General features: G+C 73.9%; 28 protein-coding genes. 12 read left to right on the top strand and 16 right to left on the bottom strand.

All coding sequences use genetic code 11. The features are described 5' to 3' along the window. Positions 1–52: 52 nt before the first annotated feature. From ACZ6S5_RS18880 to ACZ6S5_RS18870, 3 genes are all read left to right on the top strand, one after another. Positions 53–724, top strand: a complete 672-nt coding sequence (locus tag ACZ6S5_RS18880) for a 5-formyltetrahydrofolate cyclo-ligase (RefSeq protein WP_466002029.1) — start codon at positions 53–55, stop codon at positions 722–724. 19 nt (positions 725–743) lie between these two features. Continuing rightward, positions 744–1097, top strand: coding sequence for an FmdB family zinc ribbon protein (locus ACZ6S5_RS18875; RefSeq protein WP_466002027.1), 354 nt, complete (start codon positions 744–746; stop codon positions 1095–1097). 282 nt (positions 1098–1379) lie between these two features. Then, positions 1380–1883, top strand: a complete 504-nt coding sequence (locus ACZ6S5_RS18870; protein ID WP_466002025.1) for a flagellar biosynthesis protein FlgA — start codon at positions 1380–1382, stop codon at positions 1881–1883. A 123-nt stretch (positions 1884–2006) separates the two neighbouring features. Here the strand turns inward: ACZ6S5_RS18870 and ACZ6S5_RS18865 are convergent, their stop codons facing one another. Next, positions 2007–2174, bottom strand: a complete 168-nt coding sequence (locus ACZ6S5_RS18865; protein WP_412818456.1) for a hypothetical protein — start codon at positions 2172–2174, stop codon at positions 2007–2009. Positions 2175–2293: 119 nt separating this feature from the next. Between ACZ6S5_RS18865 and ACZ6S5_RS18860 the strand changes: the two genes are divergently transcribed. Next, complete coding sequence (locus ACZ6S5_RS18860) at positions 2294–2812, top strand: hypothetical protein (protein ID WP_466002023.1); 519 nt, start codon at positions 2294–2296, stop codon at positions 2810–2812. A gap of 7 nt (positions 2813–2819) precedes the next feature. On the opposite strand, the gene ACZ6S5_RS18855 is transcribed toward ACZ6S5_RS18860, so the two are convergent. Next, on the bottom strand, positions 2820–3302 hold the full coding sequence (locus tag ACZ6S5_RS18855) for a DUF2231 domain-containing protein (RefSeq protein WP_466002021.1): 483 nt from the start codon (positions 3300–3302) through the stop codon (positions 2820–2822). Positions 3303–3479: 177 nt separating this feature from the next. On the opposite strand from ACZ6S5_RS18855, the gene ACZ6S5_RS18850 reads away from it, so the two are divergent. Together ACZ6S5_RS18850 and ACZ6S5_RS18845 are read left to right on the top strand one after the other, a co-directional pair. After that, complete coding sequence (locus tag ACZ6S5_RS18850) at positions 3480–3908, top strand: Fur family transcriptional regulator (protein WP_466002019.1); 429 nt, start codon at positions 3480–3482, stop codon at positions 3906–3908. 43 nt (positions 3909–3951) lie between these two features. Continuing rightward, on the top strand, positions 3952–4803 hold the full coding sequence (locus tag ACZ6S5_RS18845) for an oxygenase MpaB family protein (protein ID WP_466002017.1): 852 nt from the start codon (positions 3952–3954) through the stop codon (positions 4801–4803). A 217-nt stretch (positions 4804–5020) separates the two neighbouring features. On the opposite strand, the gene ACZ6S5_RS18840 is transcribed toward ACZ6S5_RS18845, so the two are convergent. From ACZ6S5_RS18840 to ACZ6S5_RS18790, 11 genes are all read right to left on the bottom strand, one after another. Next, on the bottom strand, positions 5021–5866 hold the full coding sequence (locus tag ACZ6S5_RS18840) for a RecB family exonuclease (protein WP_466002127.1): 846 nt from the start codon (positions 5864–5866) through the stop codon (positions 5021–5023). A 140-nt stretch (positions 5867–6006) separates the two neighbouring features. Beyond that, a complete protein-coding gene (locus ACZ6S5_RS18835) occupies positions 6007–6621 on the bottom strand; it encodes a MarC family protein (protein WP_466002015.1) in 615 nt (204 codons plus the stop codon). A 31-nt stretch (positions 6622–6652) separates the two neighbouring features. Continuing rightward, positions 6653–7519 carry a PHP domain-containing protein gene (locus tag ACZ6S5_RS18830; RefSeq protein WP_466002013.1) on the bottom strand — a complete coding sequence of 289 codons (867 nt, stop codon included), beginning with the start codon at positions 7517–7519 and terminating at the stop codon, positions 6653–6655. A 54-nt stretch (positions 7520–7573) separates the two neighbouring features. Beyond that, positions 7574–8908: a hypothetical protein gene (locus ACZ6S5_RS18825; RefSeq protein WP_466002011.1), complete on the bottom strand. Its 1335-nt coding sequence runs from the start codon at positions 8906–8908 to the stop codon at positions 7574–7576. After that, entirely contained in the window at positions 8905–9582 is a 678-nt protein-coding gene (locus ACZ6S5_RS18820) for a SigE family RNA polymerase sigma factor (RefSeq protein WP_466002010.1), read from the bottom strand. Before ACZ6S5_RS18820 ends, ACZ6S5_RS18825 begins: the two co-directional genes overlap by 4 nt. A 103-nt stretch (positions 9583–9685) precedes the next feature. Continuing rightward, entirely contained in the window at positions 9686–10555 is an 870-nt protein-coding gene (locus ACZ6S5_RS18815; protein ID WP_466002008.1) for a PH domain-containing protein, read from the bottom strand. A gap of 6 nt (positions 10556–10561) precedes the next feature. Continuing rightward, on the bottom strand, positions 10562–10720 hold the full coding sequence (locus ACZ6S5_RS18810) for a hypothetical protein (RefSeq protein ID WP_200215318.1): 159 nt from the start codon (positions 10718–10720) through the stop codon (positions 10562–10564). A gap of 118 nt (positions 10721–10838) precedes the next feature. Then, complete coding sequence (locus ACZ6S5_RS18805) at positions 10839–11525, bottom strand: DUF6758 family protein (protein WP_466002005.1); 687 nt, start codon at positions 11523–11525, stop codon at positions 10839–10841. 71 nt (positions 11526–11596) lie between these two features. After that, entirely contained in the window at positions 11597–12220 is a 624-nt protein-coding gene (locus tag ACZ6S5_RS18800) for a TrmH family RNA methyltransferase (RefSeq protein ID WP_466002003.1), read from the bottom strand. Between the two features lie 50 nt (positions 12221–12270). Then, the gene (locus ACZ6S5_RS18795) at positions 12271–12762 is read right to left on the bottom strand and encodes a hypothetical protein (RefSeq protein WP_466002001.1); all 492 of its coding nucleotides are present in this window, start codon (positions 12760–12762) and stop codon (positions 12271–12273) included. Between the two features lie 178 nt (positions 12763–12940). Then, positions 12941–13456 carry a MaoC family dehydratase gene (locus ACZ6S5_RS18790; RefSeq protein ID WP_302768842.1) on the bottom strand — a complete coding sequence of 172 codons (516 nt, stop codon included), beginning with the start codon at positions 13454–13456 and terminating at the stop codon, positions 12941–12943. Positions 13457–14002: 546 nt separating this feature from the next. Between ACZ6S5_RS18790 and trxA the strand changes: the two genes are divergently transcribed. The 3 genes from trxA to ACZ6S5_RS18775 all read left to right on the top strand — a co-directional run bounded on the left by trxA (position 14003) and on the right by ACZ6S5_RS18775 (position 15856). Continuing rightward, positions 14003–14371 (top strand): thioredoxin, encoded by a 369-nt coding sequence (trxA, locus tag ACZ6S5_RS18785; protein ID WP_466001999.1) that lies wholly within the window; start codon positions 14003–14005, stop codon positions 14369–14371. A 145-nt stretch (positions 14372–14516) separates the two neighbouring features. Further along, positions 14517–14957, top strand: coding sequence for a hypothetical protein (locus tag ACZ6S5_RS18780; protein ID WP_466001997.1), 441 nt, complete (start codon positions 14517–14519; stop codon positions 14955–14957). Beyond that, positions 14954–15856 (top strand): MFS transporter permease, encoded by a 903-nt coding sequence (locus ACZ6S5_RS18775; protein WP_466002125.1) that lies wholly within the window; start codon positions 14954–14956, stop codon positions 15854–15856. The genes ACZ6S5_RS18780 and ACZ6S5_RS18775 overlap by 4 nt, the downstream gene beginning before the upstream one ends. A gap of 125 nt (positions 15857–15981) precedes the next feature. Here ACZ6S5_RS18775 and ACZ6S5_RS18770 read toward each other — a convergent pair whose 3' ends face one another. Then, the gene (locus ACZ6S5_RS18770) at positions 15982–16401 is read right to left on the bottom strand and encodes a thiol-disulfide oxidoreductase DCC family protein (protein ID WP_466001996.1); all 420 of its coding nucleotides are present in this window, start codon (positions 16399–16401) and stop codon (positions 15982–15984) included. Between ACZ6S5_RS18770 and ACZ6S5_RS18765 the strand changes: the two genes are divergently transcribed. Further along, the gene (locus ACZ6S5_RS18765) at positions 16400–18532 is read left to right on the top strand and encodes an intein-containing Rv2578c family radical SAM protein (RefSeq protein ID WP_466001994.1); all 2133 of its coding nucleotides are present in this window, start codon (positions 16400–16402) and stop codon (positions 18530–18532) included. The two genes, ACZ6S5_RS18770 and ACZ6S5_RS18765, sit on opposite strands and share 2 nt — an antisense overlap. 63 nt (positions 18533–18595) lie before the next feature. Then, positions 18596–19003, top strand: a complete 408-nt coding sequence (locus tag ACZ6S5_RS18760) for a CoA-binding protein (protein WP_466001992.1) — start codon at positions 18596–18598, stop codon at positions 19001–19003. Between the two features lie 12 nt (positions 19004–19015). On the opposite strand, the gene ACZ6S5_RS18755 is transcribed toward ACZ6S5_RS18760, so the two are convergent. Together ACZ6S5_RS18755 and ACZ6S5_RS18750 are read right to left on the bottom strand one after the other, a co-directional pair. Next, the gene (locus ACZ6S5_RS18755; RefSeq protein ID WP_466001990.1) at positions 19016–20905 is read right to left on the bottom strand and encodes a hypothetical protein; all 1890 of its coding nucleotides are present in this window, start codon (positions 20903–20905) and stop codon (positions 19016–19018) included. 94 nt (positions 20906–20999) lie between these two features. Further along, on the bottom strand, positions 21000–21614 hold the full coding sequence (locus ACZ6S5_RS18750; RefSeq protein WP_466001988.1) for a TetR/AcrR family transcriptional regulator: 615 nt from the start codon (positions 21612–21614) through the stop codon (positions 21000–21002). Positions 21615–21711: 97 nt separating this feature from the next. Between ACZ6S5_RS18750 and ACZ6S5_RS18745 the strand changes: the two genes are divergently transcribed. After that, on the top strand, positions 21712–22356 hold the full coding sequence (locus ACZ6S5_RS18745; RefSeq protein ID WP_466001986.1) for a PH domain-containing protein: 645 nt from the start codon (positions 21712–21714) through the stop codon (positions 22354–22356). The last annotated feature ends 16 nt before the right edge of the window (positions 22357–22372 follow it).

Below are 22372 nucleotides of genomic sequence, written 5' to 3'. Positions count from 1 at the left end.
GCGATGCTGACACAGAGCGACCGGGAGACAAGCGTTGCGTCAGGAGTGTTGCGTGCCGGAATTTTCTGATGGAGCGGATGTCACCCATGAGGCGAAAAGGAAGTTGCGCGTCGCGCGGCTCGCCCACCGCCGGTCGCTGGAATCGCCGCGCCGGGCGGAAGCGGCGGCGCGCGTCCAGGCCGAGCTGATTTCCCTGGTACGCCGGCTGCGCCCGGCCCGGATGACCGCGTACGTGCCGGTCGGCTCGGAGCCCGGCGGCGCCGACCTGCCCGAGGTGCTGCGGGCGGCGCTCGCGCCGGAGGCGGAGCTGCTGCTCCCGGTGCTCCGGGAGGACCTGGACCTGGACTGGGCCGGATACACCGGGCCGGGGTCGCTGCGAGCGGCCGGCAAGGGCCTGCGGGAGCCGGTCGGCCCGCCGCTCGGGCCCACCGCGATCGCCACCGCCGGGCTGGTGGTCGTGCCGGCCCTGGCCGTGGATCATCAGGGGTTGCGGCTGGGTCGCGGCGGCGGCTCCTACGACCGGGCGCTGGCCCGGGTGCCGGCGGGTACGCCGACGGTGGCGCTGCTGCACGACGGGGAGTTGATCGAGGCGGTGCCCGGCGAGCCGCACGACCGCCCGGTGCACGCCGTGATCATCCCGGCCGACGGGCTGGTGCAGGTGTGGGGCGGCCCGCTTCCGCTGGACGAACCCGGGTCCGATGACGCACCATTGGCACTCGGATAAGTCGAGTGCCAACCCGGCCGTGCCAGATCCGGAGGAGAACGTGCCCACGTACCAGTACGCCTGCACCGCGTGCGGCCACCAGCTCGAGGCGGTGCAGTCCTTCTCTGACGACCCGCTGACCGAGTGCCCCGCGTGCGAGGGGCGGCTGCGCAAGCTCTTCAACTCGGTCGGCATCGTGTTCAAGGGTTCCGGCTTCTACCGCACCGACTCGCGTTCGTCGGGTTCCGACACCGCCACGAGCACCGCGGGCAAGCCGGCCAAGTCCGAGTCGTCCTCGAACGGGTCGTCGAGCACCGCCACGGGCGGTTCGTCCGCCTCGACCTCGACCGGCAGCTCGTCCACCAAGACCCCGGCGGCCAGCAGCTCCTCCTGAGGCTCGCCCCCCGCACCTTCCAAGATCCGCACAAATTCCCGGAAAGAGTGGCCATTCCCGCGGGGATGGCCACTCTTTCCGTGCATGAGGCCGCTCCGGTTTCCGCTCGGATAGCACGAGCGCGGCGGGTCCGGGAGGTTGTCCACAGGTGGTCGGGTTATCCACAGGGCTGTGGGTGACGGGGTGACCGACTCCCGGTTGTACTCCTAGCCTGCTGGCGTTGAGCGCGCGTCGGATGGGATGCACGGCGCTGGGCGCGCGGGGTGCGGGCGGGAGGGTGCGGTGGCGGGCGAGGGATCTCTGCGGCCGGTGCGCTGGCGCGGCCTGCCCCGGGGCGGCACGCTGCTCCGGGTGGCGCTGGTCGCCGTGCTGCTCGGCCTGGCCGCCGCCGTCCTGTCGACCCCGCCGAGTTGCCCGTCGCCGGGCACCGGCCGGGCCGGGCCGGGCGCGACCGCTGCCGGCCCTCCCACACCCGCTGCGGGGCGCTCCGGCAGCGCACTGCCACTGCCCAGCGGGTCGGTCGGCGTGCCGGTCCGGCTGGCCGAGCCGGCCGCCCTCGCGGTGCTCCGCCCGGGTGCCCGGGTGGACCTGCTGGTCGTACCGGCCGGCGCGGCGGCCGGGGAGGCGATCCTGCTCGCCCCACGGGCGCTGGTGCTCGACGTGGTGGGCGCGGCCGGGGCGGTTGACGGCTCCTCCGCGCTCTATCTGGCCCTCCGGCCCGAGCAGGCCCAGCGGGCCGTCGGCGTGCCGGAAGGCAGCCGCTTCGCCGTCGTCGTACGCGGCTGACCCCCGCTTCGGCGGTCCGCCGGTCGCCCGCGCTCGGGCGATGACGGACCGGTCCACGGTGGCCGGGCCGACGCCCGGCGCGCCGGGGCGCTCAGCCGGGCCACGGACCGGGATGCCGCCGGGTCAGTCCCAGTGCGGCGGGCGCTCGGCCAGCAGCCAGTCGTCGTTGCCGCCGGGCCGCTCGCCCCAGCCACGGTCGGTGTCGTCGGTGGTCTGCTCGGGCAGCACCACGAGGTCGTCACTGAGATCGACCACGCGGTCGTCGTCACCACGCATGCCGGGATCGCTCACGAGCGGCAAGGATACCGGCGGCACGGAAACACCTCGACCGCCCGGCGCGCCCATCCGGCCGGGTCGCCCCGTCGCGTCGGAGCGGCCGACCGGCCCGCGCGTTGGTAGCGTCGGACGGCGTGACGACGCCGAGCGGTGGCAGCCCCGACGACGAGTTCTGGCGACGCCCGGGTCCGGATCAGCCCGCCCCTGACGCCGAACAGCCCCAGCAGGATGCCGGGTCCGGCGAGGCGACCCCGGCCGGCGGGGCGGAGCGGACCGGCGGCTCCTGGCCCGGCGCCGAGCCGGCCGGCGGCCCGTGGGTGGGTCCCGGCCAGGCGGAGAGTCCCTGGGCCCGGCCCGGGCCGGAGGCCGCCGCGGGTCCGGCCGGTGGCCAACCTGTCGCTGGCGGCTGGGCCGGCGGCACGGGCGCACCCGGCGGCTACGCCGGACCGCCGCCGACCACGCCGCCGCCGGCCGGCTGGCGGCCACCGGTGTACGTGCAGCCACCGCCGCCCCGGCGGCTGCCAACGCAGGACATGGCCGCCATGGACCAGGCGGAGCAGCAGGCGCAGCGCCTCACCTACGGCTTCGGAGGGGTCGCCGCCGTGGTGCTGGTGCTGCTCATGTGCCTGCTCTGCTCGCGGGTGATCTTCTGAGCCCGGCTCAGAGCGTGCCGCCCCAGACCGCCTGGGCGCCGGTGTCACCGGCCAGGTAGACGTACACCACCGCGAACACGGCGAGCACGGCCACCACACCGGTGAGGACCGGGGCGAGCCAGCGGGGCAGGTTGCGGGTCCGGGCGAACCCGCTGGTCACCAGGAGGAGCAGCAGCGCCGCGGCGGCCAGCCCGAAGGTGAACGACCGAAGGCTGTCGCCGTACTCGGAGTGCTCGCGCACCTTGTCGAGGATCTGCGCCGGGTAGTGCTTCTCCTCCAGCACGTGCTCCAGCGCCTCCCCGGACTCGGTGGCCAGGAACGCGGCGATCGGAGACGCGACGGCGAGGGCCGCCACCGCCCAGTCGAGCCGCGCCCGCCACCGGGGCAGCACCCCGTACGCGACGGAGACCAGCGCCAGCAGCGGCACGAGCACCACGGCGGCGTGCACCAGCAGGGCGTGCGCGGGCAGACCGTTGAATTCCTTGAACACCGACACCTCCGGCAAGTGGGTGCGAACCGCGCAGTCAGCGTACGACGATGTGATCGTCGCCGCCTTTCGTCACATCCCACCTCACGCGCCCGGACCGGACGCGGTTCACCCTGTGGCCCCGACCACCCCGGTTCCCGCTCGCTTGTCGGCATCCTGGCCCCGTGCTGTCATTACTGCATGTCCAGTGGCGAGGAACTGCTCCGGTCGAGGGGCCTGCGGGTCACCCGACCGCGCCTCGCCGTGCTGGACGTGCTGGCCGAGGGCGGCCACCTGGAGGTCGACGAGATCACCCGGCGGGTCCGGGAACGGCTGGACTCGGTCTCCACCCAGGCCGTCTACGACGTGCTCGGCGCGCTCTCCCGGGCCGGACTCTCCCGCCGGATCGAGCCGGCCGGCTCCCCGGCCCGGTACGAGGCCCGCGCCGGCGACAACCACCATCACGTGGTGTGCCGGGGCTGCGGTGAGATCGCCGACGTCGACTGCGCCACCGGCAGCGCGCCCTGCCTCGACCCGCACATCGCGCACGGGTTCGAGGTGGACGAGGCGGAGGTCACCTTCTGGGGCCTCTGCCCGGCCTGCCAGGCGCGCCGGTCCGCCGACGACTGACCGCCCCCGGCCGGCGCCGCCCGACGCGTGGCACGCTTGGGCCGTGGAAACCGATGACCTCGGCCTGTTCGGTCCGGGATCGGTCACGTGGAAGGTCCACGCGGAGCCGATCCTGTTCATCGCCGGCCTCCGCTCGCTCTACCTGCAGGCGTTGCATCCCCGGGCGATGGCCGGCGTCGCCCAGAACAGCAACTACCGCACCGACGCCTGGGGCCGGCTGGTGCGGACCGCCACCTACGTGGGGACGACCATCTACGGCACCACCGCCGAGGCGGAGGCGGCCGGCCGGCGGCTGCGGGCCCGGCACGCGCGGCTGCGCGCCCGTGACCCGTTCACCGGCGAAGAGTTCCGGATCGACGACCCGGAACTGCTGCGCTGGGTGCACGTCACCGAGATCGAATCCTTCGTGAGCACCGCGCGCCGGGCCGGGCTGCCGCTCACCGACGCCGAGGTCGACGGCTACTACACCGAGCAGCGCCGATCGGCGGCCCTGGTCGGGCTCGACCCGGCCGAGGTGCCGGGCACGGCCGCCGAGGTGGCCGACTACTACCGGCGGATCCAGGGTGACCTGCGGATGACGAAGGAGGCGGCGGAGACGGCCCTGTTCCTGACCGCCCCGCCGATCCCGTGGAAGGTCAGCCGGCCACTACAGCTCGGCCTGAGCCTCGGGCCGCCGCGCTGGGCGTACCTGGGCGTGGCCGGCGTCGCCATGGCGCTGCAGCCGGCCTGGGCCCGCCGGTTGTACGGCGGCCTCGGCCTGCCCACCACCGCCCTCTCGGCCGACCTGAGCGTGCGCGCCCTGCGGCTCGCCCTGGCGGCGGTGCCCCGCCGTTACCGGGAGGGCCCGTTGCAGCAGGCCGCAAAGGCCCGCGCCGCCCGCCGCACCGCCGCCTGACCCCGCCCGCACCGGCCAGCGCCGGCCAGGCCGCCGCCTGCCCGTCGGGCCGGGCGGTTTGCGGCCAGTCGGCCCATCACGCCGACCCGACACCCCGACCACCACCCGCCCTGACTGCACGGATCGCGGCGAACCGGCCCGACACACCACCTGGACACCCCGACCTGCCGCAAGCCGCCGGTGTCGGCGGGAAGGACTGGGCAGGCCGCCCAGCGGATCACTCGAGGTCGGCGGCCGGCTCAGCCGGTCGGTCCACGGCCGCCCACGGGTCCTTGCCGGGCGCCTGCGCGCCCTCCGGGCAGGTGCGCCGGTAGTCGCACCAGCCGCAGCGGGGGCCGGGGGTGGTGGGGAACGCGTCGTCGGGGTCGGCGCCGTCGGTGACCGCCCGCTCGGCGGCCATGATGTCCCGGGCGGTCTCCTCGGCCCGGGTGAGCTGTCGGTCCAGCGACTCGGGGGTGTGCTCGTGCGCGGCGACCGTGCCGGTGGGCAGGTGGTGCAACTCGACCCGCCGGCAGGGCCGGCGGAACACCCGCTCGGCCGCGTACGCGTACAGCGCCAGGGCCTGGGAGCCGCGCGCGTCGTCGGTGTCCAGCCCGGTGCGGCCGGTCTTGTAGTCGACGATCACCAGCTCGGGCCGCCCGTCGGGGCCGGGCCGGGAGTCGATCCGGTCGGCGCGGCCGTTGAAGGCGAGCACCGCGGTCTTGACCGCGACCACCCGCTCCACGCCGACCGGTTCGTCGGCCGGGTCCAGCCCCACCACGTATGCCTCCAGCCAGGCCAGCGCCCGGCGGAAGGCGTCCCGCTCCTGGTCGACGTCGCGGTAGCCCTCGCGGACCCAGGTGCCCTTCAGCAGGGTGCCCAGCACCTCGGGGCGGCGCCGGTCGGGGTCGAGGGCATACCAGTTCTTCAGGGCGTTGTGGACGCTGGCGCCGAGCGAGTTGTGCGCCCACGGCGGGCCCTTCGGCGGGGCGGGTCGGTCGACGTACGAGTAGCGGTAGCGCCGGGGGCAGTCCGCGTACGCGCCGAGCTTGCTGGGCGTGCAGACGAAGAGCCGCTCGGGCATCCCCTCGAAGCCGAGCTGCTCGGCCTGCTCGGCACGGGGTCGGGGCGGCCGGCCGCCGGTGGGTCGCCCGGTCGGGGAGAGTCGTCGCACGCCCCAGATCCTGCCACCCCGGTACGACAGCGCTGACCCGGCCGGCCGAATCAGCGCATGGTGATGTACTGCGTGACGAAGGCGGCGATCGCGTCGGCGATGAGCTGCACCGCGATGGCGGCCAGCAGCAGGCCGGCGATCCGGGTCAGCACCTCGATGCCGCCCGGCCGGAGGATCTTGACGATCCCGCCGGAGAAGCGCAGCACGACCCAGACCGCGACCATCACCGCGACGATCGCGGCGGCGATGGCGAGATAGTCGGTGAACCCCCCGGCCCGCTGCACGAAGAGCATGGTGGCGACGATCGCGCCCGGCCCGGCGAGCAGCGGCGTGCCCAGCGGCACCAGGGCGATGTTGGAGGTGGCCTGCTGGTTCGGGTCGTCGGACTTGCCGGTCAACAGTTCCAGGGCGACGAGGATCAGCAGCAGCCCGCCGGCGGCCTGCAACGCCGGCAGGTCGACGTGCAGGTAGGCCAGGATGGTCTGCCCCGCCACGGCGAAGACCACGATCACCCCGAGCGCCAGCGCCACGGCCTGCCAGGCGGCCCGGTTCCGGTCGCGCGCCGGCAGCGGCCCGGTGAGCGCGAGGAAGATGGGCATCATGCCGGGCGGGTCGACGATCACCAGCAGGGTCACAAAGACCTCGCCGAAGAGCTTGAGATCCACCCGGACACGGTAGCCGCGTCGCCGGAACGCTTCAGCCTGAAGCGACCGGGGTCACCCCGCCGGCCAGGGCGATGATCCGCTCGTACGCCGCCGGGTCGGTGGTGAAGGCACCGAGCTGGACCGTCTTGTGCGTGCCGTGGAAGTCCGACGAGCCGGTGACCAGCAGCCCCAGCTCGGCGGCGAGCCCGCGGACGTGGTCCCGCTCGGCGGGGCTGTGGTCCTCGTGGTCGGCCTCCAGGCCGGCGAGCCCGGCCGCCGCCAGCGCGGCGATCAGCTCGTCCGGCACGATCCGCCCGCGCCGGCTGGCCCGGGGGTGGGCGAAGACCGGCACCCCGCGGGCCGCCCGGACCAGGGCCACCGCCCGGAACACGTCGATGTCCTCCTTGGGCAACCGGTACCGCTCGCCCAGCCAGTCCGGCCCGAACGCCTCGGTGGTGGTGGCCACCAGCCCGGCCCGGATCAGCGCCTGGGCGATGTGCGGGCGGCCGACGGTGCCGCCGGCCGCCCCGGCCAGGATCTCCGCCCAGTCGACGTCGATGCCGTCGGCCTGGAGCAGCCGGACGATTCGCTCGCCGCGCTCCTCCCGGGCCCGCCGGACCCGGGCCAGCTCGGCGACCAGCTCCGGCTCCGTCGGGTCGAAGAGGTACGCGAGCAGGTGCAGCGGGATCGCCGGCTCGACGCCGTGCCAGCGGCAGGAGAGCTCGGCGCCCCGGACCAGGGTGAGCCCGGGCGGCAGCGCCTCCAGCGCCTCGTCCCAGCCGCTCGTGGTGTCGTGGTCGGTGATCGCCACCACGTCGAGGCCGACGTCGGCGGCGGCACGGACCAGCTCGGCCGGGCTGAGTGTGCCGTCGCTGGCGGTGGAGTGGGCATGCAGGTCGATCCGGGCGGCGGCGCTCACCCCGCCGACGCTACCGCCCCGGTGGGGCGCCCACCGTCGGGGCGGCGCGGTCGGTCACGGCGTGGTGCCGGCCACCACGACCAGCCGCTCGTCCCGGGTGACCCCGGCGACCGGTGACCCGGCGGGCCGCTCGCCGGCCACCACCCGGTCGGGGCGTACCCGGACCAGCCGGCCGGCGGGGTCGACGTGCAGGGCCACCCCGGCCGGCGTCCAGACCACCCCGTCGACCACCGCCGGCCCCGCGGGGCGGGTCGAGACGGTGGCGCCGAGGGTGCGCAGGTCGACCAGCAGGGCGTCCTTGCCGGCCCCGTTGACCAGCAGCCACTTCCCGTCCGGCGAGACGCCGGCCGCGCCGTCGGTGGCGAGGTCCGGCCCGCAGCCGGTGCGGACCGGGGCGAGGTTCCGGGTCGGGTCGAGCACGGCCAGGCAGGGCCGCCGGGGCGTACCGGCCGAGACCTCGCCGATCACCCGGCCGTCGGGCAGCGTCCCGTAGACGTTCAGCACGTCAGGGGCCGCCCCGCCCGGCTGCCCGCCGGCCGACCGGGACCAGAGGCCGACCCCGCGGCCGGGCCGCCGGATCAGGACGGCGTCGGCGGCGAAGCCGATCGGCAGGGCGTCCGCCGGCGCGGCCGTCCGGCTGGTCGCGACGAGCTGGCCGCCGACCACGCCGGCGGCGAGGATCTCCGGACCATCGCGCCAGGCGACCTGCCGGCCGTCGGCGGCGACCACCACGGCGTCGGCCCCGGCGAGCAGCACCTGCGGCGCGCTGCCGTTGGGCGGCACCCACCAGAGGGTACGGCCGGCCGCGGTGGCCGCCGAGGTGACGAGCCAGCCGCCGTAGTCCGGGACGCGCTGTGCCCGCTCCACCGCGCCCACTCCGGTCAGCTCCCGCTGCTCGCCGCCGCTGGTCTCCAGCCGGGTCCCGATGATCAGGTCGAGTTCGGCGCGGACCGGATCGGCGTCCGGGGGCGGGTTGCTGGCGGTGGGCAACGGGGAGGGCGTGAACCCGCGCGGGTCACCGAGCACCACGGTGGGCGTGCCGCCGTGCCCGGTCGGGCCGCCGAGCTGCGCCATCCCGGTGGTGACCAGCACGGTCGCCGCGCCGGCCAGGGCGAGCCCGGTGAGCGCACGGCGCCGCCCGCTGCGCCGGGCGCGGCGGATGGCCACGCCGGCCGGGTCGGCGGCGAGCGGCCGCGGCGTCGCGACGCGACCCGCGAAGGTGTCCCGCAGCGCCCGCTCCAGCTCGTCCTCGCTCACGGCCATTGGACGCTTCGGGCCGCCCGACTGGTTGTCGCAGGGATTCGACGTACGGCTCATGGCGCCACCTCGCTGCGCTCCGGCGGCGTTGCGCGGCACCGAGGCGCTGACCCTGCTGATCCGCTCGCTCATCGGGTTTCCGCCGGGACGGTGCTGACGGGCCGGGCGGCGGCGGGGGCGGTACGCGCGGCCGGCGGGCGGGCGGCGGCCGGCGGCACGGGCCGCGGCGCCACCGGCCGCGGCTGGGCCGGGGTACGCGGTGCGGGCCGGGCGGGTGCCGCCTCCGCCGGTTCGGCCGGCAGGCCGAGGGCGGCCTGGGAGCCCAGCCGCTTGCGGAGCGTGTTGAGCGCCCGGGAGGTCTGGCTCTTCACCGTGCCCGGGGAGATCTCCAGCAGGGCGGCGGTCTGCGCCTCGGACATGTCCTCATAGAAGCGGAGCACCAGCACGGCCCGTTGCCGGGCCGGCAGCGCCTGGAGGTGCCGCCAGAGGGCGTCCCGGTCGAGCTGCTGCTCGATCTCGTCCACCCCGGCCCGCTCGGGCAGCACCTCGGTCGGCCGTTCACCGTGCCAGCGCCGCCGCCACCAGCTGGTCGAGGTGTTGACCATGACCCGGCGGGCGTACGGCTCGATGGCCTCGATCCCGCCGAGCCGCTTCCACGCCAGGTACGTCTTGGTCAGCGCGGTCTGGAGCAGGTCCTCGGCGGTCGCCCAGTCCCCGGTCAACAGGTAAGCGGTGCGCAGGAGCGCGCCGGAGCGGGCCGCGACGAACTCGCGGAACTCCTCTTCCAGCGGGTCCCTGCTCGCCACCGCTCACCTCCGCACCCCGTCCTGCATGGCAGGTTGCCATGTCCGGGTGGGTCGGGTCGACGGCAAATGGTGCGCAATCCCTCCGATGTTCGGACGGAAAGTTTCACGCCCCGTCGTCGGCCTTGGCCTCGTCGGCCTCCTTGCCCAACCGCGCCTCGACGGCCTGCGGCTCGTACATCTCCTCGACGACGCGCAGGTAGAGCTCGTTCGGGTTGGGCAGATTCTTGATCTCGCGGAGCGCCTGCTCCTGCCCGGCGGACTCCAGCACGAAGGTGCCGTAGTTGAGCGCCCGGCCGGTCGGGGTCTGCTCGTACTTCATGTCGGTGACCCGGACCAGCGGCATCATCGCCACCCGCCGGGTGATGATCCCGTTGACCACCATCACCCGCTTGTTGGTGAGGATGAAGCGGTCGTACCACCAGTCGGCGACCCGCCAGGCGACCCAGCCCATCACGGCGAACCAGAGCAGGACCGCGACGGTGGTCAGCGCGCCGACGTCCCGCCCGGCGAGGAAGCCGGAGAGGTAGCCGAGGACGAAGGTCGCGGCGATGCCCACCAGGATCGGCGTGGAGAGGTGGATCCAGTGCCGCTTCCACTCGCCCCGGTAGCGCTCGGTGGGGAAGAGATAACGGGCCACCAGCGAGCTGGGCTCGTCCTCCAGGGGCAGCACGCGGCGGGGAGCCATGCCCTGGGCGTCGACCCGCAGCCCGGCCAGCTCGTCCTCGGAGATCTGCGGCGGCTGGTAGCCGGCCTCCGGGTCGCGGATCCAGGCGCGTCCCGAGCGCCCCTCGCCGGCGTAGCCCGGCCCGTCGCCGAAGGCGGCCTCATCCGAAAGGGAGGGACCGTCACCCAGGCCGGGACCGGCCCCGTACCCCGGACCGTCGTCGGGGCCGATCCGGGGGATGGGCTCGGTGTCCCGGCGCGACCAGTCCGGGTCGTCGGGGTCGAAGGGTGGACCGGAGGGGCTTCCCATCGGCGGCTAGGCGACCAGGCTCGTGAAGAAGTCGCCGAAGCCCTGCGCGATGTCCATGATGCCGCCGCCGAGGGACTTGGCGACGTCGGCGGCGGAGTTGGGCCGGTAGGCAATGAAGAAGATCAAGAATGCGACCAGGGCCCAGGTGAGGACCTTCTTGACCATGGTGGGCCATCCTCTCGCGCGGCGCCGGGTCCATTTACCCCAGTGGTACCCAGAGTATCAGCATGGTGTCGTACAGTGAATATCTGCGCCCGCTCCCCGATCCACCGGTGCCGGCCGGTCAGGCCCGCCCGTGCAGGTACGGAGACGGTGCGCCGTACACGAGTTCGGGCGGTGTCCACTCGGTGAGGTCGTGCAGCACGACTTCTTCCGCGAGGAGGTGACCCGCGCTCGCCGGCCAGGCTATCGCATGCAGCCACATTCCCCGAGCCTCGCCGGCGTACGCACTTCGATCTGTCGGCGAATTCACGAGCCATAGTGGAGTCGGGTGACCGCCCACTCTGATCTTCGCGTGCGGCACCCGTTCCGGGTGACCGGGCCCGGGGTCGGTGAGCGCCTCCTCGACCTGCGGCCCGGGGTCGGGACCGGGCAGTCCCGCGAAGCGGGACCCCAACCCGACGCCCGGCTCCTCGGCGACGAAGAGCAGGTCCGCCGGCCCACCGTCGAGGGGCGCCGGACCGGCGCAGGCGATGGCCGTGGCCCGGATCCCGTCCCGGTCGTCCCCGGCCCAGGCCACCCCGGTCAGGGTCCACCCGGTGGGCAGCGGCCACGGGCACCAGAGCGGCACGCCCGCCCGGCCGGACGGGTCGCCGGTGGCGGCCACCCGGTCCACCACGCTCGCCATGATCTCGGCGCTGATGTGCTCCGGCACGTGCAGTGGCGGCACCGGGCCGCAGCGCAGGCACCGGGACTCGCCGTGCATCAGGTCCGGCTCCCGGACCGGACCCGCGCACCTGGGACAACTCACCGCGACACTCACGTTCCCACCGTCACCCGGCACCACCCGGGCGTCAAGCGGAGCGGCCGGATCGGTGCCGTTCAGTCCGGCGGCGGACCGGCGTACGCGCGGATCCAGGCGTGCATGGCGATGCCGCTGGCCACCCCGGCGTTGATCGAGCGGGTGGAGCCGTACTGGGCGATGGAGAAGAGCTGGTCGCAGGCGGCCCGGGCGGGCTCGGACAGGCCGGGTCCCTCCTGGCCGAAGAGGAGCGCGCACCGGCGGGGCAGGGTGCTGGTCTCCAGCGGCTTCGAGCCGGGCAGGTTGTCGATGCCGACCACCGGCAGCCGCTGCTCCGCCGCCCAGGCGACGAACTCCTCGATGGTCGGGTGGTGCCGGACGTGCTGGTAGCGGTCGGTGACCATGGCGCCGCGCCGGTTCCACCGCCGCCGCCCGACGACGTGCACCTCGGCGGCGAGGAAGGCGTTGGCGTTGCGGACCACCGTGCCGATGTTGAAGTCGTGCTGCCAGTTCTCGATGGCCACGTGGAAGTCGTGCCGGCGCCGGTCCAGGTCCGCCACCACGGCCTCGCGCCGCCAGTAGCGGTACCGGTCCACCACGTTGCGCCGGTCGCCGTCGGCGAGCAGCTCCGGGTCGTACCGCGGGTCGTCCGGCGGGTCGCCGGGCCAGGGCCCCACACCCACGTCGAGCTGGTCGTCGGTCACGGTCTCCAGAGGGTACGGCCCGTCGCCGCCGCCGGCCGCCGGCACCCCGGTCAGCGCAGGTCCAGCGCACCGCCGAGCCGGTCGAGGAACCGCCGGTCGGCGGGGCTCGACCCGACCTCACCGGCCCGGCAGACCCGGGCCGCGACCGACTCCACCCACTGCCGGTACGCCGCCGAGTCGGCGGGGTCGGCGCGCCGCCGTAGCACCCGTACCGCCGCCCGGCAGGCGGCGAGCAGGTCGACGACGTCGGTGAGGCGCTCGTCCCGGGTGGCGGCGCCGTCGTGCCGGGCGTAGATCGCGGAGACCACGGCGCGGACCAGGTCGCTGTCGAAGGCCCGGCCGGCCGCCACCGCGTCGAGGCCGGCGAGCCCGGCCGCGACGCCGCGCGACGGGCGGCCGGGGCCCGGCGAGGCGGCGGCGACGAGGACCCGGCCCGGCAGGTCGGTCAACAGGTCCCACTCCGCCGTGGAGTAGGCGGCGCTGGTCAGCGGTGCGGCACGCCGCCCGGCGGAGGGCGGCTCTCCGGCGACGGAGGGTTTCATGTCGCCGCTCCGCTTCGCGCCGCGGCGCCGTGAGGCACCGACGCGCTGAGCCTGGTGATTCGCTCGCTGCGCTCGCTCATCGGGGGACCTCCGGCGTCAGCATATGCCCGGGAAGGTGAAAAGGACCCCTACCCCGGGGGAACGCCGGGGTAGGGGTCCTTTCGCGTACGCCGGGGCGTCAGCGCGGCTCGGGGAAGCTCGGCCGCTCCGGGTCCACGCCCTCGGGCACGGCTGCGGCCGCGTACTCCTTCTTGGGGACCATGACCTTGCGCCGGAAGACGCAGACCAGCGTCCCGTCCTGGTTGTAGCCGCGGGTCTCCACGGCGACCACGCCGCGGTCCGGCTTCGAGGAGGACTCCCGCTTGTCCAGCACCGTCGTCTCGCCGTAGATGGTGTCGCCGTGGAAGGTCGGTGCGACGTGCCGCAGCGACTCGATCTCGAGGTTGGCGATCGCCTTGCCGCTGACGTCCGGCACCGACATGCCGAGGAGCAGCGAGTAGATGTAGTTGCCGACCACCACGTTGCGCTTGAACTGGCTCGCCGACTCGGCGTAGTGCGCGTCCATGTGGAGCGGGTGGTGGTTCATGGTGAGCAGGCAGAAGAGGTGGTCGTCGTACTCGGTGACCGTCTTGCCCGGCCAGTGCCGGTAGACCGCGCCGACCTCGAACTCCTCGTAGTAGCGGCCGAACTGCATCCTTGTCCCCTTCGACGGGCGGCGATGGAGTTCGGCACAGCATGCCTTACCGCTTGTTAAGGCGACGACGGGGGCACTGCTGGTGCGGAAATGTCACACGGGCCGACCCGGGGGGAGACGCAATGAGCGGCGGGGCCCTCCCCGGCACCCGCCGCCCACGCTCTGATGCGGAAGATTCTGCCGTACGGCGATGCCGACCCGACAGAGACGGACGTCACATTTATCTTTTTGTTACGTTACGTTGGGTAACTTCCGACCATGTGAGAAGCGATCTCTGCAGGTCGGATAGCCGCTTGTCAAGTAGCAAATCAGCGATCCGTGGCGCTCGATCCCGACGATCTCCCTGGAAGCGCTCCCATCACGGCACGTCACGCAAGTGCACGACGCATTTGCGTTCCGCGACGCCGCCGGGACCGATTACTCTCGATGCGCCCGACCGTCATCGCAGGGCTGCGCTGCGTTTCGTCGCCCGCGTCACGGGAATTCCTGAACACCCACCCTCGTTCCACGGGACGTAGAAGCAATCCGCGCTGATCGGAGAGTGCAATGGCAACGGTTGAGCTGACCACCGCCAACTTTGACGAGGTGACCGAGCAGGACGGGATCGTGCTGCTGGACTTCTGGGCCGACTGGTGCGGTCCGTGCAAGCGGTTCGCCCCGGTCTACGAGCGCTCGTCCGACAAGCACCCGGACATCACCTTCGGCAAGGTCGACACCGAGGCCCAGCAGGAACTGGCCGTCAAGTTCAACATCAGCTCGATCCCGACGATCATGGCGATCAAGGACGGCGTGATCGTGTTCGCGCAGCCCGGGGCCCTCCCCGAGTCCGCGCTCGAAAACCTGATCGAGCAGGTGGAGAAGCTGGACATGGACGAGGTCCGCAAGCAGATGGCCGAGCAGGGCCACCAGCACTGAGCCGAGCCGCACGCGCCGACGGCCGGGTCCCCGACGGGGCCCGGCCGTCGCCGTTTCCGGGGCCTGTCGATGGCGACACGGTCAGCGAGCCATGGCCGACGGACGGACACCGCGGGGGGGCTTGGTCCCGTAACGTCCACACCCGATGGAGACCCTGACCACCCGCGGCCGCGCGATCCGGCTGAGCGCCACCGTGCTGGGGTTGGTGCTGCTCCTCGCCGGCACCGTCCGGGGCACCGACGACGACTTCCCGTTCGGCCCGTTCCGGATGTACTCCACCTCGGACCCGCCGGACGCCCCCGCGCCGGACACCCGGGTCGAGGGCGTCGACCGCACCGGGGCGGTGGTCACGCTGGGCCAGGACGCCACCGGCATCCGCCGCGCCGAGATCGAAGGCCAGCAGTCCCGGTACGTCGCCGAGCCCGACCGGCTGCGCCAGGTCGCCCAGGCGTACGCCGAGCGGCACCCGGCCGCACCCGCGCTGGTCGAAGTGCGCATCGTGATCCGCTGGTACGACATCCAGGGCGGCCGGCCGACCGGCCGGTGGACCGACCGCACCGTCGTGACGTGGCAGGACCGTCGGTGACCGGCTGGCTGACCGAGGCGGTGCCGCGCGGGCGGGTGGCCGCCTTCCGTACCCTCGTCTATCTCTTCGTCGCCGCGGACCTGGTGGTCTTCACCCCCTGGGTACGCAGCCGGGTGGACGTGCCGGGCGACCTCTACCGACCACTGCTGATCGGCCGGCTCCTCCCGCTGCCCACCCCCACCCCGGCGGTGGTCGGGGTGATCTTCTGGGTGCTGCTGGCCCTCGCCCTGCTCGCGGCGACCGGACGGGCGCCCCGGCTGCTCGGCTGGACGATCTTCGCCCTCTACTTCGAGTGGATGATCGTCGCGATGAGCTACGGCAAGGTCGACCACGACCGGTTCGGGCTCCTCGTGGCGCTGGCCGTGCTGCCCACCGCCGGACGGGCCCGGCACGGCGATCCCACCCGCACGGAGGCCGGTGGCTGGGCGCTGCGGGTCACCCAGATCGCGGTGATCTGCACGTACTTCCTGGCGGCCTGGGCCAAGTTCCGGTTCGGCGGGTTCGACTGGGCGACCGGCTCGGTGCTGGCCCGGGCGATCATCCGGCGCGGCACCGACCTGGCCGACCTGATCGCCCAGGTGCCGCACCTGCTGATCGTCGCCCAGTTCGGCATCCTGGCCTTCGAGCTGCTCAGCCCGCTGGTCTTCGTGCTGCCCGAGCGTTGGCGAGTCGCCGCCGTGGGCTTCTTCTACTCGTTCCACCTGGTGACCATCGCGACGATCACCATCTCGTTCGCGCCGCACCTGGTGGCGATGACCAGCTTCCTGCCGCTGGAGCAGGTCCGCCCGGTGGTCTGGGCCCGCCGGTTCCTCGCCCGCGGGTCCCGGTCCGACGGCGACCCCACCCCGATCCTCCCGGCCACCCCACTCGCCGGCTCCGACCCCGCCCCGAGCGCCTGACCACGCCGCCCACGCACACCACCGGGATCCGCGCAGATTCACGGAAAGAGTGGCCATCCACGGCGGAATGGCCACTCTTTCCGTGAATCAGTGACTGCGGCGAGCGCGCCCCAGGGGGCGGCGGGTCAGGCGTCGGGGGTGGGGCGGGCGGTGGGGCCGTAGAGGCGCTCGCGGGCCTCCTGCGGCAGCGAGCAGGCGGCGGTGCCGCCCGGCAGCCGGTGCCGGTTGCGGGCCACCCACCGGTACGCCGGCCAGGCCGCCACCCGGACCGGCGGGAAGCGCAGCCCGGCACCGGCGACCCGCCAGAGCGGCGCGCTCTCCCCCAGGAGCTTGGCGATGGCGTCCGGGCCGGAAGCGCGGGAGCCGTCGGCGCCCACCCACTGCACCGCCTCCTCGCACTCGGCCTCCGTCAGCCCGAGCGCCGCCAGGTCGGCGAACTGCCAGGGCACCACCCGGGCGCCGGTGGGGATCCGGCGCTCGATGAACTGCGCGCAGCGGGTGCAGAACGCGCAGTCGCCGTCGTAGACGAAGGTCGACGTCTCCATGCCCCCATCCTGCACCCGGCCGGCGCGCTCCGGTGGCCGGTGTCCGGCGCGTCACTTGCGGATCCTTCGTACGCATGTTCGAATGAGGGCCATGCGCTGGGACAACCTCTCCGCTCCCCCGGACGAGGGGACTCCCGACGGGGCAGCGCCAGCGACTCCACCCCTGCCGCTGGCGCTCCCCGGCGCGATCGCCCGCACCTTCGACACCCCCGGCTTCGCCGGCATGACCTTCTACGAGGTGCGCGCGAAGTCGATCATCAACCGGGTGCCCGGCCAGTCCCGCGTGCCGTTCGAGTGGACGATCAACCCGTACCGGGGCTGCAGTCATGCGTGCGTCTACTGCCTCGCCGGTGACACCCCGATCCTGATGGCCGACGGCCGCACCAGACCGATCAGCGAGCTGGCCCCGGGCGACCGGATCTACGGCACCGAGCGCAAGGGTGCCTACCGCCGATACGTGGTGACCACGGTCCGCGACGTCTGGTCGACGGTGAAGCGGGCGTACCGGGTCACCCTGGAGGACGGCACCACCCTGGTCGCGAGCGGCGACCACCGGTTCCTCACCGAGCGCGGCTGGAAGTACGTCACCGGCGCGATGGGCGGCGCCGGGAAGCGGCCGTACCTGACCACCCGGAACCGGCTGATCGGCACCGGCCGGTTCGCGGCCCCGCCCAAGGAGTCGGCCGACTACCGCCAGGGCTACCTCTGCGGCATGGTCCGCGGCGACGCGCACCTCGGCAGCCGGTTCCGGCTGGCCCTCGCCGACGAGGAGGCGCTCGATCGCACGCAGCGGTTCCTCGCCGAGGCGGGTGTCGAGACGGCGCGGTCCGCGTCCGCCCCGACCGGTGGGACCCGGCGGGCGATCAGCACCCTGCGCACCGCCCGGCAGCGGGACGTCGAGGCGATCACCGAGCTGATCCGCTGGCCGGACGAGCCGACGGACGACTGGCGGCTGGGCTTCCTCGCCGGCATCTTCGACGCCGGGGGCAGTTGCCGCCGGAGCGTCTTCCGGATCAGCGGCGGTGCCGACGAGATCCTCGGCCGGACGGCCGACGCTCTGCGCCACTTCGGCTTCTCCTGCATCCTTGAGCCCTCAGGGCGGCCCAACCGGGTCGGCCAGGTCCGGCTGACCGGCGGCCTGCCCGAACGGCTGCGTTTCTTCCACCTGACCGACCCGGCGATCACCCGCAAGCGGTCCATCGAGGGCGCCGCGCTGAAGTGCCGGGCCCGGCTCGGCGTGGTCAAGATTGAGGACCTCGGCCTGGCGCTGCCGCTGTGGGACATCACCACCGGCACCGGCGACTTCATCGCCAATGGCGTGGTCAGCCACAACTGCTTCGCCCGCAACACCCACACCTACCTCGACCTCGACGCCGGGGCGGACTTCGACCGGCAGGTGATCGTCAAGGTCAACGCCGGTGAGCTGGTCCGCCGCGAGCTGGCCGCCCCGCGCTGGCGCGGCGCGCACATCGCGATGGGCACCAACGTGGACTGCTACCAGCGGGCGGAGGGCCGCTACCGACTCATGCCGCCGATCATCGAGGCGCTGCGTGATTTCGCCAACCCGTTCTCGATCCTGACCAAAGGCACGCTGCTCCTGCGCGACCTGCCCCTGCTGCGGCAGGCGGCCGAGGTGACCCGGGTCGGGCTGTCGTATTCGGTGGGCTTCATCGACGAGGCACTGTGGCGGGCGGTCGAGCCGGGCACGCCGAGCCCGCGCCGCCGGCTGGACGCGGTACGCCAGCTCACCGACGCCGGCTTCCCGGTGGGGGTGCTGATGGCGCCGATCCTGCCCGGGTTGAGCGACGACGACGAGTCGATCGACGCCACCGTGGCGGCGATCGCCGCGGCGGGGGCCATCAGTGTCACTCCCCTGCCGTTGCACCTGCGCCCCGGCGCCCGCGAGTGGTACGCGCACTGGCTGGCCCGCGACTTCCCGCACCTGGTCCCCCGCTACCGGCAGCTCTACCGCTCGGGCGCGTACGCGCCGCAGGCGTACCAGCGGGAGGTGACCGCGCGGGTGCGGATGGCGGCCCGCCGGCACGGGCTGCACCGGGGCGAGGTCGGGGACAACCGGCAGCTACCCGCGGCACCGCCCCCGCCGCCGGCCGAGCAGCTCTCGCTGCTGTAGGGCCGACGCGGGGAGACCGGCGCTCGCCGGGTCGCCGGGCACCACCCGGGTTAGTCTCGGCAGATGCGTTCCGCCCAGCAGATCCTCGCCGACTCCGCCGTGATAGCCGTCGTGGGCGCGTCCCGCGACCCGGACAAGGCCGCGCACCGGGTGCCGCTGGAGATGCAGCGCCACGGCTGGCGGATCATCCCGGTGAACCCGACGGTGGACGAGCTCTTCGGCGAGAAGGCCTACCCGTCGCTGGCCGACATCCCGCACCCGGTCGACCTGGTGGACGTGTTCCGCCCGGCCCGCGACGCGGTGGAGGTGGTCCGGCAGGCGGTAGCGGTCGGCGCGCCGGCGGTGTGGTTGCAGCTCGGGATCTTCTCCGCCGAGGCGCGGCGGATCGCCGAGGAGGCGGGCATCGACTACGTCGAGGACCGCTGCCTGATCATCGAGCGGGCGGCCGGCGGGCTCAGCCGGCGGGGCTGACCCCCGCGCGCCTCACGGGCCGACGACCAGGGTGTGGTTGGCGAACGCGTCGGTGATCACCGCCCGCCCGTCGGGGGCGACGGCCATCAGCCAGCGCTGAAGTTCGGGAAAGAACCCCAGGTCAGAGAAGGTGTAGTACGGAACCTCGGTGAGTGGTACCCGCCGCGGTTCCCGGCAGGAGTGGTCGGCGCAGATCCGCAGCACGGCGCGGCCCGGCGTCGAGTTGGGGGCACCCACCTCGACATGGAAGCCGTCCCGGCTGCCGCGTTCGATCACCACGTCGTAGCGCTCGCCCTGCGGCCGATGGACGGTGGCGACCGGCGCGTCGTCCCCGCAGCCCGGGCAGCCGAAGACGTCGTCGAAGTCCAACGACACCAGTTCCTCCTCCGACGGCATGCCGGGCCGCGCTCCGCCACCGAACGGCGCGACCTCGGCCCGGCCGCAGTCCGAGGTGGTGCACCAGCCGACCGAGACCACGCCGGTAAACGGTGATCGGAAGGCGACGACCGGCTCTCCGCTCCTACGGGTTCGGATCATCAGTCGCGTCGGCGAGTTGTCGGGCGTATCGAGTGCACCGTCCACGAGCCCGAAGCTGGTGACCGTCGGGTCCACGCAGCGGACGTCGGGACAGCGGATCAACTTCAGCTCGACCCGGCGGGCTTCGGCGCGAACCGTGCCGTCATCGGAACCGGTGGGCCGGATCTCCATCGCGCTGGCGAGCAGGATCTCCCCGGCCGGTGACAGGGTGATCGCCGCCGCCCTGGATCCGCGCAGCACGGCCAGCGGCCCTTCGGCGCGCCGGCAGACCCGCCGGGCATCGCACTGCTCCAACTCGTGCTGGCCGAGGGCGTAGACGGAACCGTCCGGGCCGAAGGCCGCTCCCCCGTGCGGCTCGTACATCGTCACGGACAGCGTGGTCTGCCGGGTCGTCCGGCACCGGTCGTCGAGGCAGTCCTCGATCGCGTGCTGGCCGACGAGGATCGGACCTCGGCCCGCCGGCCAGGCCACCGCGATCATCCGGTGCGCAGAGCCGGCGTGGACGGTGACCTGGGGCAGCCGCTCCGCCGCGACGACGCCGCCGGCGAGCACCGTGGGGAGCAGCAGGGCGGCGATCCCCAGCGGGACGGTGAGCCGGCCGGGATGCCAGGTGCGCGGGCGGACCGGCTCGGCTGCGGGCTGCGCCCCGCCGCTGGCGCGGGCCTGCCCTCGCCCAGGCAGGTCGTGGTACACGGCCAGCAGGGTCCACGTCTGGAGGGCGGCCACCCCGATCAGGCTCAGGTCCCGCAGCAGCCAGGCGAGAGCGCCCTCGAGCGGGCCGGAGACATGCTCCTCGAAGTTCGCGAAGGCCCACCCGTACAGCAGGGCCGGCACCGCCACGCCGATCAGGAGGGAGAGGGCGAAGCTCGCCACCTGGCCGCGCACGTCGGCGGACGCGGCCCGGAACGCCGCCCGTCCCCGCAGGTCGTCGAGGACCGCGATCGGCAGCACCAGCGCGAAGCGGACCAGGAGCGGGGCGGTCGCCACGGCGAGCAGCGCGCCGACGACCCAGACCACCTCCGGGCGGGCGGGCAGCATCAACCCGAGCAGGAGGAACCCGACGAGCACCGTGACCACCCCGGCGGCCAGGGCCGCGGAGACCGTGGGGAGCGCCCGGACCGCGCGGCGCAGTGGACGGTCCTCGTGGGCCGCCGCGGCGACTCCCGCGGTCAGCGCCAGGGCCCAGCCGACCGCGACCACGAGCGCACCGACGACGCCGGCCGGCAGGACGAGCATCCCGTTGACCACCCGCGCCGGGTCGGCGCCGGGGATCGGGAGCAGGCCGAGGAGCAGCTGCACCAGAGACAACGGTACGAGCACCAGCACGAGGGCCGGGAGGGCCGCGCGGCGGCGTGGGGTCGGCACGGGGCGTACGGTACGGCCCGTACGCCACTCCCCGCTGTCCCCGGCACGCGGCTGACCGTGTGCCGCCGGTCCGCTGCCCGACGGGCCGACCGGCTCAACCGGCGGGTTGCGCCGGTCCGCAGATCAGGTCGAGCTGGGTGTCCAGGGCGGCGAGCGCGGTCTCCGCCGGATAGTGCCCGCCGAGCAGGTAGATCCCGAGTCCTTCCAGGACGGCGAGCAGGCCCACGGCGGCCCGGTCCGGGTCGACCCGGCGGTCGGCCGGCCGGGCGGCCTGCGCGGCGCGGATCTGCCCGGCGAGGAAGCCCAGCAGGGCGGCCGTCTCCTGGTGCAGTGCCGCGGCGGCGCCCGGCCGCACCGCCGTGTAGGCCAGGAAGGCCACGGCCACCCGGCCGTCGGCCCGGCGCGCCTCGTCGAGCGGCAACAGCTCGACCAGCATGGTGCGCAGCATCGTACGCGGGGCGGGGTGGCCGCCGAGCGCGGCGACCGCCCGGGTCACCCGGGCCTCGCCGTGCTCGCGAACGACGGCGAGGGCGAAGGTCATCATCTCGTCCTTGGTGCGGAAATAGTGCTGCACCATCCCGGCGGAGACCCCGGCCTCCGCCGCCACGTGCCGCAGGCTGACCGCTTCCAGCCCGCGTTCGGCTGCCACCCGCATCAGGGCGTCGGCGATCAGCTTGCGGCGCTCGCCGTGGTCGACCCGCTTCGGCATGCCCCCATGCTTTCACAATGCGACTGCATTGACACCCGGGCACCCCGCCGGATACGTTGCGACTGCAATGCAAAAACGCGAGCAGCGGGGGTGACCTGTGCGGAGGCGGAGTCCGGTCGCATTGCTGTGGAGCGCGGTCCGGTACGAGATCGGCATGTGGCGCAGCCTCTACCGCTGGCTCCTGCGCCGACCACCGACCACCGAACCCGGGGCCGAGGTCTTCGGCTACGTCGGCGTGGTGCAGCCGATCCTGATCGCCTTCATCGTCCTGTCGGCGGTCGAGATCCCGATCTTCGACCTGATCCTCCGGCACACCCTGCCGTGGCCGTCGGTACGGAAAGTCGTGCTGGCGCTCGGCATCTGGGGCCTGCTGTGGATGATCGGGCTCTTCGCCGGCCTGCGGGTCCATCCGCACGTCGCCGGGGCGGCCGGGCTGCGCGTCCGCAACGGCTTCTCCGTCGACTTCCTCGTGCCCTGGGCGGCAATCGCCACGGCCGGCGCCCACTACCGGTCGCTGCCGTCCAGCCGAGCCGTCCAGATCGAGCACGACGAGTCGGGGGCGATCCTGAACATCGGCGCCGGCAAGCAGACCAGCGTCGACCTGGTGTTGCGCGAGCCGCTCTCGGTACGGCTCCCGAACGGCCCGAGCGAGCCGGTGCGGGAGATCCGCCTCTACGCCGACGACCCGTCGGCCCTGGTCGCCCTTGTCGAGAAGGGGCCCCTGCCACACCGAACGCGTTGACAGGGACCCCGGCTCG

The sequence above is a fragment of the Micromonospora sp. NPDC051924 genome, assembly GCF_055586005.1.
Note: the sequence above shows the minus strand (reverse complement) of the source record. Positions and strands in the feature narration are given on the sequence as shown.